The 19,264-nt window shown below is 61.1% G+C and carries 19 protein-coding genes; 9 read left to right on the forward strand and 10 right to left on the reverse strand.

Annotated features, from left to right (window positions below):
- Positions 1-26: 26 nt before the first annotated feature.
- A complete protein-coding gene (locus tag EK23_RS17350; RefSeq protein WP_235282174.1) occupies positions 27-884 on the reverse strand; it encodes a YicC/YloC family endoribonuclease in 858 nt (285 codons plus the stop codon).
- 57 nt (positions 885-941) lie between these two features.
- Here EK23_RS17350 and EK23_RS17355 point away from each other — a divergent pair, with 57 nt between their 5' ends.
- On the forward strand, positions 942-1,898 hold the full coding sequence (locus EK23_RS17355; RefSeq protein ID WP_235282176.1) for a serine/threonine-protein kinase: 957 nt from the start codon (positions 942-944) through the stop codon (positions 1,896-1,898).
- 19 nt (positions 1,899-1,917) lie between these two features.
- Here the strand turns inward: EK23_RS17355 and EK23_RS17360 are convergent, their stop codons facing one another.
- Positions 1,918-4,269 (reverse strand): penicillin acylase family protein, encoded by a 2,352-nt coding sequence (locus EK23_RS17360; protein WP_045226713.1) that lies wholly within the window; start codon positions 4,267-4,269, stop codon positions 1,918-1,920.
- An 83-nt stretch (positions 4,270-4,352) separates the two neighbouring features.
- Between EK23_RS17360 and rph the strand changes: the two genes are divergently transcribed.
- Entirely contained in the window at positions 4,353-5,081 is a 729-nt protein-coding gene (gene rph / locus EK23_RS17365; protein ID WP_045226666.1) for a ribonuclease PH, read from the forward strand.
- Between the two features lie 67 nt (positions 5,082-5,148).
- Here rph and EK23_RS24600 read toward each other — a convergent pair whose 3' ends face one another.
- Both EK23_RS24600 and EK23_RS24605 read right to left on the reverse strand, forming a co-directional pair.
- The gene (locus tag EK23_RS24600) at positions 5,149-5,361 is read right to left on the reverse strand and encodes a carbonic anhydrase (protein WP_327037065.1); all 213 of its coding nucleotides are present in this window, start codon (positions 5,359-5,361) and stop codon (positions 5,149-5,151) included.
- Between the two features lie 47 nt (positions 5,362-5,408).
- The gene (locus EK23_RS24605) at positions 5,409-5,561 is read right to left on the reverse strand and encodes a carbonic anhydrase (RefSeq protein WP_327037066.1); all 153 of its coding nucleotides are present in this window, start codon (positions 5,559-5,561) and stop codon (positions 5,409-5,411) included.
- Between the two features lie 191 nt (positions 5,562-5,752).
- Here EK23_RS24605 and rdgB point away from each other — a divergent pair, with 191 nt between their 5' ends.
- The 7 genes from rdgB (at position 5,753) to EK23_RS17405 (ending at position 13,362) form a co-directional block, all read left to right on the forward strand.
- Positions 5,753-6,364, forward strand: a complete 612-nt coding sequence (gene rdgB, locus EK23_RS17375; protein WP_045226667.1) for an RdgB/HAM1 family non-canonical purine NTP pyrophosphatase — start codon at positions 5,753-5,755, stop codon at positions 6,362-6,364.
- A gap of 211 nt (positions 6,365-6,575) precedes the next feature.
- Entirely contained in the window at positions 6,576-7,289 is a 714-nt protein-coding gene (locus EK23_RS17380; protein ID WP_045226668.1) for an LOG family protein, read from the forward strand.
- 37 nt (positions 7,290-7,326) lie between these two features.
- Positions 7,327-8,052 (forward strand): cytidylate kinase-like family protein, encoded by a 726-nt coding sequence (locus EK23_RS17385; protein ID WP_045226669.1) that lies wholly within the window; start codon positions 7,327-7,329, stop codon positions 8,050-8,052.
- The gene (atpC, locus tag EK23_RS17390) at positions 8,049-8,498 is read left to right on the forward strand and encodes an ATP synthase F1 subunit epsilon (RefSeq protein ID WP_045226670.1); all 450 of its coding nucleotides are present in this window, start codon (positions 8,049-8,051) and stop codon (positions 8,496-8,498) included. Before EK23_RS17385 ends, atpC begins: the two co-directional genes overlap by 4 nt.
- Positions 8,499-8,558: 60 nt before the next feature.
- Positions 8,559-11,279: a pyruvate, phosphate dikinase gene (gene ppdK, locus EK23_RS17395; RefSeq protein ID WP_045226671.1), complete on the forward strand. Its 2,721-nt coding sequence runs from the start codon at positions 8,559-8,561 to the stop codon at positions 11,277-11,279.
- 160 nt (positions 11,280-11,439) lie between these two features.
- Positions 11,440-12,357, forward strand: a complete 918-nt coding sequence (locus EK23_RS17400; RefSeq protein ID WP_045226672.1) for an NADP-dependent methylenetetrahydromethanopterin/methylenetetrahydrofolate dehydrogenase — start codon at positions 11,440-11,442, stop codon at positions 12,355-12,357.
- A gap of 99 nt (positions 12,358-12,456) precedes the next feature.
- Entirely contained in the window at positions 12,457-13,362 is a 906-nt protein-coding gene (locus tag EK23_RS17405; protein ID WP_045226673.1) for an NAD(P)-dependent methylenetetrahydromethanopterin dehydrogenase, read from the forward strand.
- Positions 13,363-13,529: 167 nt separating this feature from the next.
- On the opposite strand, the gene EK23_RS17410 is transcribed toward EK23_RS17405, so the two are convergent.
- From EK23_RS17410 to EK23_RS17435, 6 genes are all read right to left on the reverse strand, one after another.
- On the reverse strand, positions 13,530-13,910 hold the full coding sequence (locus tag EK23_RS17410; RefSeq protein ID WP_045226674.1) for a hypothetical protein: 381 nt from the start codon (positions 13,908-13,910) through the stop codon (positions 13,530-13,532).
- Positions 13,911-14,202: 292 nt separating this feature from the next.
- On the reverse strand, positions 14,203-16,308 hold the full coding sequence (locus tag EK23_RS17415; RefSeq protein ID WP_235282178.1) for a type IV pilus secretin PilQ: 2,106 nt from the start codon (positions 16,306-16,308) through the stop codon (positions 14,203-14,205).
- A gap of 101 nt (positions 16,309-16,409) precedes the next feature.
- Positions 16,410-16,988, reverse strand: coding sequence for a pilus assembly protein PilP (locus EK23_RS17420; protein ID WP_082054309.1), 579 nt, complete (start codon positions 16,986-16,988; stop codon positions 16,410-16,412).
- Positions 16,989-16,993: 5 nt separating this feature from the next.
- Positions 16,994-17,623, reverse strand: coding sequence for a type IV pilus inner membrane component PilO (locus EK23_RS17425; RefSeq protein WP_045226676.1), 630 nt, complete (start codon positions 17,621-17,623; stop codon positions 16,994-16,996).
- Entirely contained in the window at positions 17,620-18,201 is a 582-nt protein-coding gene (locus EK23_RS17430) for a PilN domain-containing protein (protein ID WP_045226677.1), read from the reverse strand. Before EK23_RS17430 ends, EK23_RS17425 begins: the two co-directional genes overlap by 4 nt.
- The gene (locus tag EK23_RS17435) at positions 18,201-19,262 is read right to left on the reverse strand and encodes a pilus assembly protein PilM (RefSeq protein ID WP_045226678.1); all 1,062 of its coding nucleotides are present in this window, start codon (positions 19,260-19,262) and stop codon (positions 18,201-18,203) included. The genes EK23_RS17430 and EK23_RS17435 overlap by 1 nt, the downstream gene beginning before the upstream one ends.
- Between the last annotated feature and the right edge of the window lie 2 nt (positions 19,263-19,264).

Consider the following 19,264-nt stretch of genomic DNA (forward strand, 5'->3'; position numbering starts at 1 on the left):
CCGTTACGCGCCATGGCCAGCAGGCTTCATTCCACGTTTTGGACCTGCTCGCGAATCTGTTCTATGAGCACCTTCAGTTCCACGGAGGCGCGCGTGGTTTCCGTGTCCGCCGATTTGGAGCCCAAGGTGTTGGCTTCCCGGTTCATTTCCTGCATCAAGAAATCCAGCCGACGGCCTGCCGCATCCCGTTGCTCGATGGCGCGTTCCACTTCGGTGAGATGGGATTCCAGACGGTCCAGTTCCTCGGCCACATCCCATTTTTGCGCCAGGTAGACCATTTCCTGCTCGAGCCGGTCTTCGTCCGGCTTGGCCGCCAGTTCCGTGACGCGCAGCCTGAGCTTTTCGCGCATGGCGGCCAGCACCTCCGGCAGACGCAGGCGAACGCCCGCCACGATTTCCCGCATCTGGCTGCAGCGGCTGGCGATCAAGAGCGCCAATTGCCGGCCCTCGGTTTCGCGCACCCGAACCAGCCCTGCCAAGGCCTCATCCAGCAGGTCAAGCAGGCCGGGAGCCAGGGTTTCCCGGTCCACTTCCGCCTCATTGAGCACGCCCGGCCAGCGGAGCACGTCAAGGGCAGAAAAGCTTGCGAGTTCGCGTCCGCTCAAGGTCTCGATGCGGGAGGCTGCGGCGAGCAGGCTGCCCGCCAGTTCCAGATTGACGGGCAGGCCTTCCGCTTGAGCTTCCCTCCGCTTCAGGACCAGGGTGGCCTCGACGCGGCCGCGCTTCAGCAAAGCTGCGATGCGCGTGCGCGCATCGCCTTCCACGAAGCGGAAGGAATCCGGCAGGCGCAAGGCCGTGTCCAGGTAACGGTGATTGACCGAGCGGAGTTCCCAGGTGAATACCCAGGCACCGATTTCGCGTTCCGCCAGTGCGAACGCGGTCATACTTCGTAGAGTCATTTCTTGTTTATACTGGAGCGGCGGCAACGAAAGCGGCATGTTATGCCGAATCCCCAAACCTGGAAACCCTGCGTGACCGCCATGGGAACCCCCTTCAATCCACGTGACTATCCGGAGTCCTGGTATTTTCTGCAGCCCGGCACCGTGGTGGATCAATATATCATCGAGCGCGCCTTGGCTGGCGGGGGGTTTAGTTCAGTCTACCTGGCCCGGCAACGCGCCGATCAGCACCAGGTCGCCATCAAGGAATACCTGCCGCGGCGTCTCGCGCACCGAACCTGGCAGAACCAGGTGGTTCCGAACGACGATGCCGCCCGGCCGATGTTCATCAAGGGGCGCAAGCGCTTTCTGGAAGAAGCCAAGGTGCTTGCCACGCTGCACCACCCCAACGTAGTGGAAGTGCGCAATTTCTTCCAGGCCAATGCCACGGTCTATCTTGTGATGACCTATGAATACGGCAAGATTCTGGGTGACTATCTCAAGGAAAAGGCGGGCAGTCTCAGCGAGCAGTTCCTCATGACGGTGTTTCCGGCCTTGCTTGAGGCGCTCAAGGCCATCCATGCCCGTGGCCTGCTGCATCTGGACGTAAAGCCCCACAATATCCTGATTCGCGTCGGCGGTGACCCCATTCTGCTCGACTTCGGTGCGGTCCAGCCCTATCCCTTCACCGGCGAGGCAAAGACCGGCAAGGTGTTGACCAATGGTTTTTCCCCTGTCGAGCAATATGCGGATGACGGTCGCTTGGGACCCTGGAGCGATATCTATGCGGTGGGCGCAACCATGCGCATGTGCCTGGATGGCCAACCTCCCCCGCAGGCTCTGGAGCGCCGTGAGAAGGATCGCCTGATTCCCGCGTCCAAAGCTTTCCAGCGCAAATACCCGGCCTATTTGCTCGCCGCCATCGATGCCGCCATGAGCGTGGAGCCACAGGATCGGCCGCAAAGCGCCGATGACTTGCTGGCTGCCCTCGGCCCTGCGCGTCGTTCAGACGCTGAATAGACTTCTTCGCTCGTTCTTCTCAGGGAGCCAGTTCCAACCGGTGCACCTTCGTGCCGGCTAGGAAAGGCAGTGGAAATCCGAATTGCCATGCCGCCTGCTGGTCGCCGTAATTGGGCGAAAGCGGATGTCCCGACTGGCCGCCGGGCATATGCAACAGCGCGCTGCCCGGGTCGGATGGCGATACCACAAGGCGTTCGCTGGCGCCGTGGCCATTGCCGAGGATGCGAACGCAGGCGGTGGCGCAACCCGATGATTCCGCCGCTGGCATGTCCAGCAGCCAAGAGAGCCAGGGAGCCGCGTTGCTGATCGGGTGGCGCACGGCGATGCGGTTGATTTTCCCCCATGGCAGTTCCATCAGGGTCGTGACGCCATGCTCCAGTTTGAGGTCTGCGACACTGGCCTTCAGCACAGAACGTAACAGCTCACTCCAGTCATTGTAGGTTGAGCTAGGCAGGGTTTCCGGGGCACGGCGGTCCAGCATGGCGCGTAGGGGCGTTTCCATCTCGCGCCAGGCATAGCCGAAGTCTGGATCCAGTGTGCGGCACCGGGCCACCACCGGGGCGAAGACCGCTTCAGCCATTTGCTGGCGGAAGCGCACCAGCAGGCCAATGCCCAGGCTGCCGGCATCCATTTTCCCGTCCCATGCCTCGATGGCCTGCTCCGCATCCCGCAAGGCCGGATCGTTTCGGCCCTGCTCGCCCGTGACGCGCAAAGCCAGGTCGCGCCAATAGTCATAAAACTCGCTACGGGTATCCAATTGCACGTCCAGCAAGCTGAGTTCGGTGGCGCTGCTCAGTGCGCGCAGGCGCTGGCTGATGCGGTAGGCTCGGTAGCCATGGGCGTAGTTGTGTCCGATGACATGGGGATAGTCGCGGCCGAGGGTGCGGTTGTTGGCGGTGGCCAGAAAGCCCTCGGCCGGGTCGGTCAGTCGGGGCAATTCCTCGGGAGGCAGGTAACCGTCCCAGCCCAGTTTACCGTCACTCCACGGGCGGCTGACCGCACCATCGAAGCCGCGACGCGCGGGAAACCGTCCCATGTAGGTCCAGGCGATGCGTCCCTGGCGGTCGGCCAGAAGCACATTTTGGTGTGGCCCACCCGAGCGGGTCAGCACGGAAATCCCATCAATCACGCTCCGGACTCGATCCATGTCCATAAGGCCGAGGTCCACGCCCGCCGGGTCCAGCGCCACCCAGCGGATTGCCACGGTACTGCCCAGCAGGGGCTTGGGCGATACCGGTCCCCATAGGGTCGAGCGCAGGTCTTGCGCCACGACGCTGCCGTTTTTGACCTGGATGGTTTCGGTGTGGTGCTCGAAACGGCGCCAGCCCCAGGGCGTGAGGTACTGATCCGGGTCATCCGGCTTAATCTCCAGTTTCACCAAATCCAGCACGTCGGCATCGATGTTGGTGAATCCCCAGGCCACGTCGCCATTGCTGCCTGCCACCAGCATGGGCACCCCCGGCAGGGTCAATCCCACCAGGCTGTGTCCGTCGTAGTTCAGGGCGGCACGGTACCAAATGTTGGGAATCCCCAGGCTCAGATGCATGTCGTTGGCGAGGATGGCACGCCCGTCCCCGGTCTTGGACCCCGCCACCGCCCAGTTGTTGGACCCGGCAATGATGGCTTCGGAATCCACCCCGCCGGCTATCTGCAACGGCGCCGGTGACAACGCCGCCAGCGCCTGGGCGGGAACTGGCCGGGGTGGACGCTGGGAGTCCTTCCCGCCCAGCAGGGGCACTGCGTATTCGTCGCTGTCCGGGGTCAGGAACGCCACGACTTCGGGCGGCAGCGCCTGTTCCATCACGCTCAGCATGCGCTCGTCTTTTTCCTCGCCACTGAGGGTCTGAAACATACCCAGGGCGACCAGCAGGCTGTCCTCTTCCCGCCAGGGTTCTGGCCGCGTGCCCAGGGCGAGGAACTCGGGAGGTGGTTCCGCACCGCCTTGAATGATCGCATTGACGCCTGCCACATAGGCTTTCAGCGTGGCCCTCTGTGCCTCGGGCAAGGCCTGAACGATGGCATGGGCGGCGGTTTCGAAGCGGTAGGCGCGTTGTTGCAGGTCCAGCGGCAGGGCCTTTTCTCCGAACAATTCGGCCAGACGGCCGGCGGTCTTGCGCCGCATCAATTCCATTTGGAACAGGCGGTCGCGCGCATGCAAAAAGCCCAGGACGCGAAAGGCATCCTGCCGCCCGCTCGCCTCCACGCTGGGGATGCCGAGACGGTCGGCGATCACGACGGCAGGTTGTGTGAGGGCTGGCAGACGGTATCGTCCGTCCTGCTCGGGGAGTGAAGCGGCAAGTTTCAAGGCTAGCCAGGCTCCAGTGCCCAGCGCCAGGACAAGTGTCAGATAAATCGAGAATTTTAGGCGCATGTCCATTTCCGCATCGCGTCCCGCCACCATCCGAAACAAGCAATTCAGGTATACTGCCTAATTTGCTTGAGGCGAACAAGGCGATGAGACCCAGCGGACGCAATGCGGATGAACTGAGAAAGATCGTTCTGACCTGCAACTACACCAAACATGCGGAAGGCTCGGTGCTCGTCGAATTCGGGGACACCCGCGTCATCTGCACCGCCAGCGTGGAAGAGCGGGTTCCACCCTTCCTGAAGGGCAAGGGCAGTGGCTGGATCACCGCCGAATACGGCATGCTGCCGCGCTCAACCCACGAGCGCATGGGGCGCGAAGCGTCCAAGGGCAAGCAGGGCGGCCGGACCATGGAGATCCAGCGCCTCATTGGCCGATCCCTGCGCGCGGCGCTCAATCTTGAAGCGCTTGGCGAGCGCACCATCACCATCGACTGCGACGTCATCCAGGCCGATGGCGGCACGCGTACCGCTTCCATCACCGGTGGTTTCGTGGCGTTGTCGCTGGCGGTGAGGCGGCTGCAAAAGCAGAGAAAACTGAAGGCCGATCCGGTGCATGGCCAGATCGCCTCGGTATCGGTGGGCATCTACAAGGGCGTGCCGGTCCTGGACCTGGACTACCGGGAGGATTGCGAGGCGGAGACCGACATGAACGTGGTCATGAACGATGCCGGCGCCTTCGTGGAGGTGCAGGGTACGGCGGAGGGACATGCCTTCCGCCGCGACGAACTGGATGCCATGCTCGATCTGGCGGACAGCGGCATCAAGAATCTGCTGCAACACCAGCGTGAAGCCCTGGAACGCTGCGAGGCGGTGTGAGTGGAAAGGCCCGCGGAACGGCTGAACGGTCCCGGGGTGTGATTCCGCGCGAATGGCGCGAGGACGCTTAGACCGCGCGTCCGGCGGCCATGGCTTCCGGCACTTCGATCGGCGTGCCGCTATTGATGTCGTAGACGAATCCGTAGATGTGGGGATGTTCTTCTCCCACCAGCACATGGCCGAGGGTACGCTTCACGTCTTCCAGTACCCTGTCCGCCTGGTTCTTGATGCTCAGCCAGTTGATGTAACGCCCTTCGTCGGAGCCGGAACCCTGGCCCACGTCATGCCAGCCGCTGGCGTCGATGTTGGCAGTCTGCAGGCGCCTGTTCAGCAGGTCGGCATGGCCTCGTTGCTGAAGGTCTCCATGCCGCAGTCAGTGTGCCGGATGACGAACCATGCCCGCGCACCCAGGCGCTTGTGGGAGATCACCAGGGGACGGATCGCGTCATCCCTGGCGCGGCCTCCGGCATCGCGAATCACATGAGCATCGGCCGATGGCCCTTGTCGAAACTGGACGCAAAGTCTTGGTTGGCGTAAAGCACTTCTTGAATAATCTGACTCATGGAATGGTCTTCTCTCGGCCTCGTGGCTATAGTTCTGCCAGGACTGCCGCAGACGGCAGCGGATGGAATACACACCAGATCTAAAGTCGCAATTTTTCTGAGTATTGCATGGGGAATTCATTCGTCCTCGCCAGTTCGAATCCAGGAAAACTCCGCGAGTTCCAGGCGCTTCTGGCGCCTATGGGGGCGGAAATCGCGGCGCTTTCGGCATTTACCGCCACCCAGGCCGATGAGACCGGTGCCACCTTCCTGGAAAATGCTCTGATCAAGGCTCGCCATGCGGCCCTTTGCAGCGGTTTGCCGGCCATCGCCGACGATTCGGGGCTGGAGGTGGACGCCCTGGCCGGCGCTCCCGGAGTGCGTTCGGCTCGGTTCGCAGGTCCCGATGCGGACGATGCGGCCAACAATGCCAAGTTGCTGCAGGCGCTGTCGTGCGTCCCCGAAGCGCAGCGTCTTGCCCGTTTTCGCTGTGTGCTGGTGTTTCTGCGGCACGCGGACGATGCCAGCCCCGTGATCGCTCAAGGCGTTTGGGTGGGTCGGATTGCTTTGTCTCCAGGGGGACGGGGCGGTTTCGGTTACGACCCGCTTTTCTTCTTGCCGGAATTGGGCTGCACGGCTGCGGAGTTGGAATCTGAGATCAAGAACCGGCTCAGTCACCGGGGCCAGGCGGTCAGAGCGCTGCTGGCGCAGTTGCGCGAGGTGCTGGGCATCTTGGAGTGAGCCAAACCCGCGGTTCAGGCGCGCCTTATCGGCATCAAAAGGCCATGCAGTACAAGTTTCGCCCATTACCTGCCATAATTTCCCAGGCATCCTGCGGAACCCGGTTCATGGGGCGGCGGTCGGAATAGCGGGCAGGGCCGCAAATCTGAGATGCCCCCCACAACCGTTGACGACGGTTACTCCTTGCACCACCAAAGCCTGGAAGGCAGTCATGATTGAAGATCTCAAAGGCGACGAATCCTGGCGCATGTTCAGGATCATCAGCGAGTTCACGGAAGGGTTCGAAAAGCTCTCCGACACCACGTTCGCCATCTCAATCTTCGGGTCCGCCCGCATCAAGCCGGAATCGCCTTACTACCAGGTGACACAGACCATTGCGGAATTGCTGGCGAGCCACGGCTTTTCCATCATCAGCGGCGGCGGCCCCGGGATCATGGAGGCCGCCAACAAGGGCGCCTGGATGAAGAATGCCCCGTCCATCGGCCTGAACATCCAACTACCGAGCGAGCAGCGGCCCAACGATTTCCAGAACGTGGCGCTGGAGTTCCGCTATTTCTTCGCGCGCAAGGTGATGTTTGTCAAGTATTCCATCGGCTATGTCTGTCTGCCCGGCGGGTTTGGAACCCTGGACGAGTTTTTCGAAGCGCTCACCCTGATGCAGACCCATAAGATCCATCCCATGCCGCTGGTCCTCTTCGGATCGGAATATTGGGCCGGCCTGTTGGAATGGATACGCAACACCGTGCTGGCGCATGGGTTGATCGAGGAAAGTGAGTTGAATTACATCTCGGTGACGGATGATCCGCTCGAAGTAGTGGACATCATGAACCGGCACCGCGAGTGGAAGCTGAAGAAGATCCTCGAGGCGAGCACGAACAAGGGCAAGAAAAAGAACAAGGTTTCGGCGCCGCGCGACTGTCTCTAGCAGCGGCCAGCTTCCCGCATCCCAGGAGTCCATCTACATGCACAGATCCGACCCGCTGACCTTTCTCCAGACCCTGCTGACCAAGGACTATGAAGTGGAAAAGTACGCCGCCGGGCGGAAAAAGCCACAGGAGCGCGAACCGCTGGTCATCACGCTTTCGCGGGATTATGGAGCCCTCGGTGAGGAAATCGCGAAGCGTCTGGCGGAGTGCCTGGGCATTCCCCTCTACGACCAGGAAATCCTGGATCTGGTGGCCAAGCACGCCAAGACCGACAAGTTTCATTACCAGCGCCACGATGAACAGGTGAACGCCTCGGTTACGACCTTTCTCTACAGTCTGGTAAGCGGCACCACGGCGACCCTGGAGAACTACCGGCGCTACCTTTACGACGTGGTTCTGCAATTGGCGCGCAACGACTGCGTGATTGTGGGTCGCGGCGCCCATTTGATCCTTTCGGAAAAACGCGTCTTCCGGGTGCGCGTGGTCGGCAGCCGGCAGGTGTGCGCCGAACGCATCGCCGCCGAGCAGGGGGTTTCCCTCGCTGAGGCGCAAAACAAGGTGCTTGATATCAACGTCATGCGGCACAAGTCCATCGCCAGCTTGTTTGGCGATCACTTCGAGCATTGTTCCCTGGAACATGCCACCAATTTCGATCTGGTCATCAATACCGACCACATTCCGGCCGAGGGCGCGATGCCGGTCATCCTGCTTGCCCTGCAGCAAGCGGGGTACAACATCCAGTCTCAGGGACAGAAAGCATGAGCAGCGCGTCACCTTTATGGCTGCAGGTCGAGATCGCGGACGTCAGTCAGCAGATCTTCTCGGGCCCCTGTTACTCGGTGGTCGCACCCGCCGCTCTGGGCGAGGTTTGCATCCTGCCCCGCCATGCCCCCTTCCTGACGCGACTGTTGCCCGGGGAAATCCGGCTGCAGACGGACCAGGACGAGACCCTTCGTTTCTATGTGTCCGGAGGCTACATGGAGGCCCAGCGGACTTCAGTGACAGTCCTGGCCGATCAGATGCTGCGTTCCAACGAGATCGATCGCGAGGCCGCCCTGGAAGCCAAGCGCCGCGCGGAAGAAGTGCTGAAGAAGAGTCATCTGTTTACCGATCGTGACCAAGCCAAGATCGAACTGGTCAAGGCCCTGGCGCAACTGCGCGTGCTGGAGCATGTCGATATCAAGAAATTGCAGAAGCGCCACCGCTGAAGTCGGCGCAAGCCAAAAACTTACCGGACTACGAACCGGACAGGCAACAGGAGATACGCCATGAATAAAAAATACGTCTATTCCTTCATGGAAGGCGACGGCAAGAACAAGCACCTTTTGGGCGGCAAGGGCGCCAATCTGTGCGAGATGACGCAGATCGGCCTCAACGTCCCCCCCGGTTTTGTCATCAGCACGGAAGCCTGCCTCGAATATCTGGACCGCAAGGATCTGCCGGGAGGATTGCTGGAGGAAGTCCACCAGCACATCACCCAACTGGAAGCCAGGACCGGCAAGAAATTCGGTGACGAGCGCAATCCGCTGCTGGTGTCCGTGCGCTCCGGTTCCGCCATGTCCATGCCGGGTATGATGGACACCATCCTCAACCTGGGGTTGAACAGCAAGACCCTGCTCGGTCTCATCGAGCAGACCCGGAACGAGCGCTTCGGCTACGACGCCTACCGGCGTTTCATTCAGTTGTTCGGCAAGGTGGCGTTGGGTGTGCCGGACAGCCTGTTCGACGAGCAGTTCGATGAAATCAAGCACCAGGCTGGCGTCAAGGCCGACGTGGGCCTCAGTGCGGCGCACCTGAAGGAAGTCAGCGAGCGATTCCTGAGGGTGGTGCAGACTCATACTGGCAGAGCCTTCCCCGAAGACGTTTACGAGCAGCTCGGCATTGCCATCAAGGCCGTGTTCAATTCCTGGATGGGCAAGCGCGCCATCGATTACCGCCGCGAGTTCAACATCACACCCGCCATGGCTAACGGCACCGCCGTCAACGTGGTCACCATGGTATTCGGCAATATGGGCAATGACTGCGCCACGGGCGTCGGCTTCACCCGCAATCCGGGTACCGGCGAGAACGAAATGTTCGGCGAGTACCTGGTCAATGCCCAGGGTGAGGATGTGGTGGCGGGTATCCGCACACCCAAGCCGGTGCACGAAATGATGGTGGAAATGCCGGACCTCTACCGGCAACTGGTGGATCTGCGCGACAAGCTGGAAGGCCACTATCACGAGGTGCAGGACTACGAGTACACCATCGAGAAGGGCACCCTCTATTGCCTGCAGACCCGCAACGGCAAGATGAATGCCACTGCCATGGTGCGCAGTTCGGTGGAGATGTTCGGCGAAGGTCTCATCAGCAAGGAGCAGGCCCTGTTGCGGGTCAAGCCCGACGACCTTGAGCAGTTGCTGCATCCTTGCCTGGACCCCAGTCATGACCACAAGCCTCTGGCGCAAGGCCTGCCCGCCTCTCCCGGCGCTGCCAGCGGACGCTGTGTGTTCGACGCCGACCAGGCTGAAATCCTGGGCCGGTCCGGGCAGAAGGTGATTCTGGTGCGTGAGGAGACCAAGCCCGAGGATATCCACGGTTTCTTTGCATCCCAGGGCATCCTGACCAGCCGTGGCGGCAAGACCTCCCATGCCGCCGTGGTGGCGCGGGGCATGGGCAAGGCCTGCGTGGCGGGTGCCGAAGGCATCAAGGTGGACAGCCGGGCGCGCCTGGCGACGGTGGGCGACGTGACCCTGAAAGAGGGTGACGTGATAACTATCGATGGCAGTAACGGGAACGTCTACCTGGGCGAGATCCCGACCATCGAGCCGAAGTTTTCCGAAGAGCTTAAAACCCTGCTGTCTTGGGCGGACGAAATGGCCGAGATCAAGGTCATGGCCAACGCCGACACCCCCAGTGCCGCGCAACTGGCGCTGGAATTTGGCGCCATGGGCATTGGCCTGTGCCGCACCGAACGCATGTTCAATGCCACGGACCGCTTGCCCATCGTGGTGGAGATGATTCTGGCTCATTCCCTGGAAGAGCGGCAGGCGGCGCTGGACAAGCTCATGCCCATCCAGCGCGAGGACTTCAAGGAGATCTTTAAGATAATGGCGCCGCGTCCGGTGACGGTGCGGCTGCTGGACCCGCCCATGCACGAGTTCCTGCCAAGCGAACACCAACTGGAAGACGAACTGCGCGCCCTGGACGAGTACCGCATGGTAGTGCGTGGGCGGACCGCCGCCTTGGTCGCGCTGAACATGGGCGCCGATAATGTCACCGAGGACCAGGTGAACGCGGTGATTGCCCGCAAGGAACAGATGCTGCGCAAGGTGCGCGAGCTGTACGAGGTCAATCCCATGCTCGGCCACCGGGGCGTGCGCCTGGGGCTGACCTATCCCGAGATCTACGAGATGCAGATTCGCGCCATCCTGGAAGCGGCAGCCCAGTGCCAGAAGGAAGGTTCGCAGGTCACGCCGGAAATCATGGTGCCGCAGGTCATCACCTCCGAGGAGCTGCGGCGGGTCAAGGCCACCGTGGACCGTGTCCAGCAGGAGATCGAGGGCGCTTATGGCGTCACGCTGCATTTCAAGTTCGGCAGCATGGTCGAGACCGTCCGCGCGTGCACCCGTGCCGCGCAACTGGCGGAGGTGGCCGAGTTCTTCTCATTTGGCACCAACGACCTGACCCAGGCTACGTTCTCGTTTTCGCGCGAGGATGCCGAGAACAAGTTCCTGCCGCTCTATACCGAGCACGGCATTCTGGAGGACAACCCCTTCGAAGTGCTGGATGTCAACGGCGTCGGCACTCTGATGCAGATGACCGTAGAGCGGGGCCGCAAGACCAAGCCCGACCTGAAAGTTGGCATCTGCGGTGAGCAGGGCGGGCATCCGGCCTCCATCCGCTTCTGTCACGGTATCGGGCTGAATTACGTCTCCTGTTCCGCCCCGCGCGTGCCTGTGGCGCGCATGGCCGCCGCGCACGCCCGGCTGGTTCCCGCCACCAGATAAGGCAGATCCCGTCAACGCCCTAGGGCCCCCGTGCCCTGGGGCGCCCTCCGCCCGCCTCCGTAGCCCCACGCTTCCACATCGCGCCGCAATAGCGGAAAATGCGCGGTGCCGGTCGCGCCCGGTCTCCCTTCGCCTAGAGAAAAATAACGAGGATTTACCGATGGAAAAAGTATTCGTCCTGCACATGTTCACGCCTGAAAAGAACCTGAGCCCTTTCGACGTGAACATGGCGCTGGATGCCGGTTGGATTTCGACCGTGCCATATACCCAGCTCGACAGCAATGAAATCCCGGCCCTGGTGCAGGATGTCATCTTTTCCCGCAGCCCCAGCGGCGTGAAGCGCACGGGCATCTTCATCGGCGGACGCGATGTCAAGACGGCGCTGGACATGCTGAATAGCGCCAAGCAGAACATGATTCCGCCGTTCGAGGTGTCGGCTTTCGCCGATCCCAGCGGAGCCTTCACCACCGCCGCGGCCATGGTCGCTATGGTCGAGCGTGAGCTGGAAAAGAATCATGGGGCCGGATTGCAAGGCATGAATGTGCTGGCACTGGGCGGAACCGGGCCGGTGGGTCAGATCGCTGCGGTGCTCTCGGCCCAGGCCGGCGCCAACGTGAAGATCATTGGGCGCCAGTTGGAGAAGGCCCAGAATGTGGCGGCCTTGTGCAATGCCGAATACGGTGGGGGCAAGACCAACATCGCGGGTGATGCGGATGCCAACAAGGCGGAACTGATCCAGACCGCCGACGTGGTGTTCGCTACCGCGGCCGCCGGCATTCAAGTGCTGAGTGCGGAACTAGTGGCGGCGGCTCCACGGCTCAAGGCCGCGGCGGATGTGAATGCAGTGCCGCCGTCGGGAATCGCCGGCCTGGACGCGCACCACAAAGGCACGCCCATCGATGGCAGCCGCAGCGGGGCCGTGGGTATCGGCGCACTGGCCATCGGCAACGTCAAATACCAAACTCAGCACAAGCTGCTCAATATGATGCGCTTCCAGACCCGCAAAGGGGACAAGCCGGTGTTCCTGCACTACGAGCATGCTTTCGAAGTGGCACGCGAGTTTGCCAAGAAGCTGTAATCGGCCGCGGTTTTCAAGCGGGGTCGGCTGGCGGGCGCTTTCGCCGTTCACGCCGGCCCTGGCTTTCGAATAAACCTGATTCCACAGGAGACTGATCCAATGGAAAAACGTTCCATCATCCACATGTTCGATCCCATGCCGCATAACAGCCCGTTCGATTTGAACATGGCGGCCGACGCCGGGTTCGATGTGCTGCTGCCCTATAGCAATGTCAAGCTGGAGGAGGTCAACGGGCTCGTGCAGGACGCCATTTTCTCCCGGGGCCCTGCAGGCGTGAAGCGCACCGGCATCTTTGTTGGGGGGCGCGATATCGGCATGGCCATGGATATGCTGGAGGGAGCCAGAAAGGCGATGGTGCCTCCCTTTGAAGTCTCGGTTTTTGCCGATCCCAGCGGCGCCTTCACTACCGCCGCGGCTTTGGTGGCCTGTGTGGAAAAGCAGTTGAAGGACAAGCATGGCCTGGAGCTGAAGGATCAGCGGGCAGTGGTCTTTGGCGGTACCGGGCCGGTGGGACTGGCCACTGGCGTCATCGCATCGCTCGCGGGCGCCGACACCACTATCGTGGACCATTTGTCCATCGACACGGCTCTGGAAAAGGCCGCGGAATACAATGGCCGCTGCGGGAGCGCACTCAAGGGAACTTATGCGAGTTCCGAGGCGGACAAGGCGCGTCTAATCGCTAATGCCGATATTGTGTTCTGTACCGCCAAGGCTGGAGTGCAGGTGCTCAGCGCTTCCGTACTCGCCGATGCCAAGCAGCTCAAGGTGGCCGGCGACGTCAACGCGGTGCCGCCTTTGGGTGTTGAGGGTGTCAAGCTGAAGGACAATGGCGCCCCGTTACTTTGCGCCACCAACAGCCGCGGCGCTGTGGGCATAGGAGCACTGGCGGTGGGTAATGTGAAGTACCAGCTGCAAAACCGGCTGCTGAGCCTCATGTTGGAAACGGACAAACCAGTCTATCTGGATTTCCGTGATGCCTTTCTGCGTGCCCGCGAGCTGGTCTGATAGGCCCTGCGTGGCGAGCGTCTCGGGATCGCTGGACGGCGGACAACAAAAACGGCAGCGCGATCGGTAGATCAGGCTGCCGCTCCGTTCTGGTCGAAGCCTCGTGCCCGCGCCAGCCGGATCATTAACACCGGAGCGGCACGGGCCTAGGCGCTAGACCGAACGCCTTATTTGATGTTGGCCTGGATCTTTTCCATGGATGCCACAACCTCGGCCAGGATCGCAGCACCGGCAGCGGCACCGCCTTCCTTTTCGCACTCAGCCTGAGCTTCCTTCATACGCTTCATGGCATCCTGCAGGGGCTTGCCAGCCGCGTCGCCGGTGATTTCCTTGTAGTGCTGCTTGGCCTGCTTGATGCTGGCCAGGCAGCCGCTTTCGTTGCCAGCCTTGGCTGCTTCCATCGCTTCCTTGGTGGTCTTGACGGTCATGTCCATGTGCTCTTTGACGCCAGCAGCATTTTCAGCGGCATTGGCGGCAACGCCACCCAGAGCAAAAACGCCGCCGACGATCATGGCGCCCAGGGTTTTTGCAAATTCTGCTTTTTTCATTATTGTGCTCTCCTCGATATTTCACAGTAAGTTCCACAGCATCGTGGCATCGGTCTTGATTGGCTGCAGCACCCCACGGCACGTAATCCGCGCCCGCGCAAATGCGGTCTTTGGAAAAGACCCGTTTCAACCGTCAAGATAACGAGCATACTAATCAAAGTGCCCGTTTTTGTCATGTGTTGCGAAAAAGAACTTTCCCTGACGTGCCAGGGAAAATGGGGATGGGGCGAACAACGGTAGCTGGAAACCGCGGCGCTGGCTCGACCAGAGCCGAGCGCCGCAGTGAACCGAATCAGCGCGAAACCATCTGCTGCTTGAGGATCTTGGGGGTCACGAAGATCAGCAGTTCCTTTTTCTGATCGATTGTTTCATTGCGGCGGAACATGAAGCCTACACCGGGCAGGTCGCCGAGGAAGGGTACCTTGTCGGTGGTCGTCGTCTTGGTTCCCTCGTAGACGCCGCCGAGCACCACGGTCTCGCCATTGCCGACCAAGGCCTGGGTTTCGATCTCGCGCTTGTCGATACCGAAGCCGCCGGGGGTGATTTCACCCTTGGAATCCTTTTTTACCAGCAGGTCCATGAGTATGTTGTCATCGGGCGTGATGTGCGGCGTGACGTTTAGTTCCAGCACGGCCTGCTTGAACTGGATGTTGCTGACCAGCGCGCCGCCGGCCGAGCTTTGAATTTGATACGGGATTTCGACACCCTGCTTGATGACGGCCTTGGTCTGATCCGAGGTGATGAGGCGCGGATTGGACACGATTTCGCCGCGGCCCTCGGTCTGGGCGGCTGTTAATTCGAGGTCCAGCAGGTAATCGCCGGCTTTGAGGACCGTCATGCCCGCAGTACCATAAGGATTTGCGGCAGATAAGGTGCTCAGCAAGTTACCCGCGGTATTGCTGGTCTGACTGACCAGGGTCTCTGCCCGGGTCGGGAGCGTGGACACCGACAGGCGGCTGCCGAGGCGACGGGAAAAGTCATTGTTGGCGATCACCACGCGGGATTCGATCAGCACCTGCCGCACGGGTATGTCCAGCTTGCGGATCAGGTCGCGAATCCTCTCAAGGTTCCTGGCGGTGTCCTTGATGATCAGCTGGTTGGTGCGCTGATCCGTCGTCACGTTGCCGCGACCGGACAGTATGGACTGGCTGACGTCCAGGCTGGTTGACGAGGTGGAGGTCCTGGAGCCGCCTATCCCCGCCTCGCTGGTCGTCTGGCTGGTTTTCTCGGTCGTCCCCATGAGCACGGTCTTGATGTCATCTGCCTTGGTGTAATTGACCTGGATGATCTCGGTCTTGAGAGGTTCCAACTCCTCAACCACCTTGGCCGCTTCGAGTTCGTCCTTTTCCAGGCGGTTGATCTCATCCAGCGGCGCCACGCGGATGATGTTGCCTTCCTGGCGCTTCCCCAGGCCCTTGGACTTGAGCACCAGATCCAGGGCCTGGTCCCAGGGTACGTCATTCAGGCGCAGAGTCACGTTTCCTTGCACCGTGTCGCTGGCGACGATGTTCAGGTTGGTGAAATCCGCCAAGATCTGCAGTACCGAGCGAACCGGGATATCCTGGAAGTTCAGGGTGAGCTTCTCGCCTCCGTAGGCAAAGGACTTCTTCTTGATCTCTTCCTTCTCGGCGCGGGTGAGCGGGCGGAATTCCACGGTCAATACATTGCCGGACTGATAGGAGGAGTAGTCGTAGTCCTGTGACACGGGGGTGACGACCAGACGGGCACGTCCGCCATCCTGTTCGGAATCGATGGTCTGAACGGGGGTGGCGAAATCAAGCACGTCCAGGCGGCGCGCCAGGTTGGCGGGCAGGCTGAGACCCGGAATGTCGATTATGACCTTGCGGCCTTCCTCGCGAATCTGGGCCACGGCGCCGGGGTCGCTCAGGGTGACCAGGAGGCGGCCTTCGCCCTGAGGTCCGCGGCGGAAGTCCACGTTGCGGACCGAGTCCCCGCTCGCTGGATAAGGAGCGTCGTAACCCGCGGCAGCGGGTGCTGGGCGGCTGCGGCGGGGCGTCCGGCTTACCGGTGCTGGCACCGCCTCGGTGTTGGACGCCGCGCCCACGTAGGGCCCGGAAACGCCGCGCTGGAGGGTCAGGAATATCTTGTTGCCTTCGACGCGGCTCTGGTAGGGCATCATCTCGGAGAGGTTGACGATGACGCGGGTGCGGCCGGATGCCTCAATGGCCTGAATGCTTTGGGCGCCCCCGGCATTGATCGATATCGGCTTTTTTTCCAGGCCATTGGAAACACCGGGCATATCCAGGGCGATGCGCGCGGGATTGTCGGTGGAGAACGCCTTGGGTGGCGCAGCGGGACCGCTAAGGCTGAACTGGATCTGAATGTTGTCGCCGGGAAGCGTGGTGAAGTCGACGGACTCCAGTCGCGGGCCGGCCAAGACTGTGGTCGCGGCGCCAAGGGATAGAACCATCACCCAGAGGTGAAGACAAAATCGTAATGCGATTCCCTGGCGGAGGTTATTTTTCAAGCCTTGTTGTTTCATCTTTTCTCACCGCTCGCGTCTGCCAAATCCAGGGCGGCCTTGCGTTCCCGCCAGGTTCCCGGACCGTCTGGTATGATCTCGATTAATTCGATCTGGTCGTCCCGGATACGGATGATCTTGCCGAAGTTGCGACCCATGTAGTTGCCAGCGCGAACCCGGTGGATGGTTCCGTCGTTCGCCCGCACCATGCCCCATAAGGCATTGTTCCAGTCGACAGTGCCCACGAAACGCAGGGAATCGAGATCGTAGGCCTCCAACTCTTCCTTTGGTCTTGCGGTGTCCGGCCTGATGCCGTTATCCGCGACCTTCACCTCTTCCGCCTGAGCATCGGCTTTGTCGTCAGGCACGAAGGGGTTGCGCATGTCTTCCGCCACGAACACGAAAGGCTGGACCGTCTTGATTTCAGGCAGCGGTTCCACGGCGCCTTTCTGCCGCTGTTTCACTTCCGCCACGTAGTCCTTCAGGTCGGCAAAATCGTCCTGGCCGCATGCCGCCAGCCCTGTGCACAAGGCAAGCAGCAGGCCCAGCCTGAGACTGCGCGACACTCCGGAAAAGGCACCGCCGGCGCTGAGCATGGCCTTTATCTCCTCGGTTTCTTGTCCTGATTGGGCTTCGCCGCACCGTCTTCCAGGTAACGGTAGGTCTTTACCAGCGCGTCCATGACCAGGGGTTTGCCCTTGGAGCCTGCCGGTAGGTTACGCGGCGTGATCTTGATATTGTGGATGGTGACGATGCGCGGAAGGGACGCGAGTCCGCTGACGAAGTTGGCGAATTCCATGTAGTCTCCGATGACACGGATGTCGATGGGCAACTCCGCGTAGAACTCCTTGGGCACTTCGGCGCCGGGCCTGAACAGCTCGAATTCCAGGCCGCTGGCGAGCCCAGTCTGCGACACGTCCACCAGCAGGTCAGGGACCTGGGTCTTGTCGGGCAACTGTCTGAGCAGATCGCCAAAGGACTCTTCGATCTGTTGCAGCTGTTGCTTGTATTCCTCCAGGTTGACGGCCTTTTTCTGCTTGGCTTCGAAGGAGCTCTTGAGTTCGCCTTCCTGCGCCTGCAGCCTTTCCAGTTCGGCCAACTGGTCCTGGGTGTCCAGATAATAACCGACGCCTGCCAGGATCAAGCAGAGCAAGAGGATGATCGCAAACTTGATCGGTGCGGGCCAGGCTCCCGCGTTCTCGATGTCCCAATTGATATTCGAAAGATTCATGGCTTACCCTGCCCCTTGTCGGCGAGCTTCTCGTTTCCCTGCTTGACCAGAAGCGTGAAGCGGCTCTTTCCCTTCTTGGAGTCCTTGCCCGGGTCCTTGCTCTCAATGATGGTGAGCACGGGATCCTTGAGCCACGGCGACGCTTCCAGGCTGCGCATGTAGGCGGAAACCCGTGCATTGGACTGGGCGAAGCCATTGATGGTCAGGTTCTTGTCCGACTGGGTGAGATCGTTCAGGAAGACACCCTCCGGCACAGTGCGCGCGATTTCGTCGAACAGGTGCACGATTTCGGGCCTGCTGGACTGGAGTTGCTGGATGATCTCCATCTTGGCCAGCAGCTTCTTCTTCTGAGCTTCCAGGTTTTGAATTTCCTTGATTTTTCCGTCCAGGACGGCGATTTCTGACTGTAGGAACTGGTTGCGCTGCGTCTGGTATTCGATTTGCGAGCCGATGTGCGAGCGCACCAGCAGGAAAATGGCCGCGGTCAGGGCCAGTCCCAGCATGATCGCCGCGGCGAAATCCTTTTGCTGCTGTTTGCGGAGTTCCGCACGCCAGGGGAGGAGGTTGATTCTCGCCATCAGTCGAAGCTCCTCAAGGCCAGTCCGCAGGCCGTCATCATGGCCGGGGCGTCGTTACTCAGGCTCTGGGGCTTGATCCGGCTAGCCAGGGACATATGTATGAAGGGGTTGGCGACGACGGTGGGTATGCCGAGGCTTTGTTCGACGAAACGGTCGATGCCGTTGATCGAGGCGCAGCCCCCGGCCAGGACCAGGTGTTCGACGCCACGGTGGGAACTGGAGGAAAGGAAGAACTGCAGCGAACGCCCGATCTGCTGCGCCATGGCTTGCTTGAACGGTTCCAGCACTTCCGGCGTGTAGTTGTCGGGGAGGCCGCCGTGCTTCTTGGCGAGCCCTGCTTCCTCGTAGGAAAGGCCGTAGCGGCGCTGGATTTCCTCGGTCAACTGCTTGCCGCCGAAACCCTGTTCCCGGGTGTAGATGATGCGATTGCGGTGCAGGACGTTCAGGGTGGTCATGGTCGCGCCGATGTCGGCGATCGCCACGGTGCTGTCGGGCCCGGCCTTGGGCATCTGCTCCAGCACCAGCCGGAAGGCGTTTTCCAGGGCGTAGGACTCAACGTCCACGATTTCCGGCTTCAGGCCCGCCAGTTCCAGCGCGGCTACCCGGTCCTCGACGTTTTCCTTTCGCGATGCCACCAGCAGGACGTCAACCATTTCCGGGTTGCTCTCGCTTTGGCCCTGCACTTCAAAGTCCAGGCTCACCTCATCCAAAGCGTAGGGAATGTACTGGTCCGCCTCCATCTCGATCTGCGCCTCGAGCTCATCGGGACCGAGGGACGCCGGCATGGCGATGACTTTGGTGATGACGGAGGAGCCGGCCACTGCGACCGCGACATGCCTGAGCTTGGTGCCGGACTGGGCGACGACCGTCTTGATGGTGTTGCCGATGGCTTCCACCTTGGCGATGGTCTTATCCACCACCGCATCCTGCGGGAGCGGCGCTACGGCATAGCTTTCAACGCGAAAGCGTGGACCCGTTCTGCTCAGTTCCAGCAGCTTCACCGCAGCCGTACTGACGTCGATTCCCAATAACTGCGGTTTTTTTCGCTTCAAGAAAAACATGA

The organism is Methyloterricola oryzae (genome assembly GCF_000934725.1).
GTDB classification, from domain to species: Bacteria; Pseudomonadota; Gammaproteobacteria; order Methylococcales; family Methylococcaceae; genus Methyloterricola; species Methyloterricola oryzae.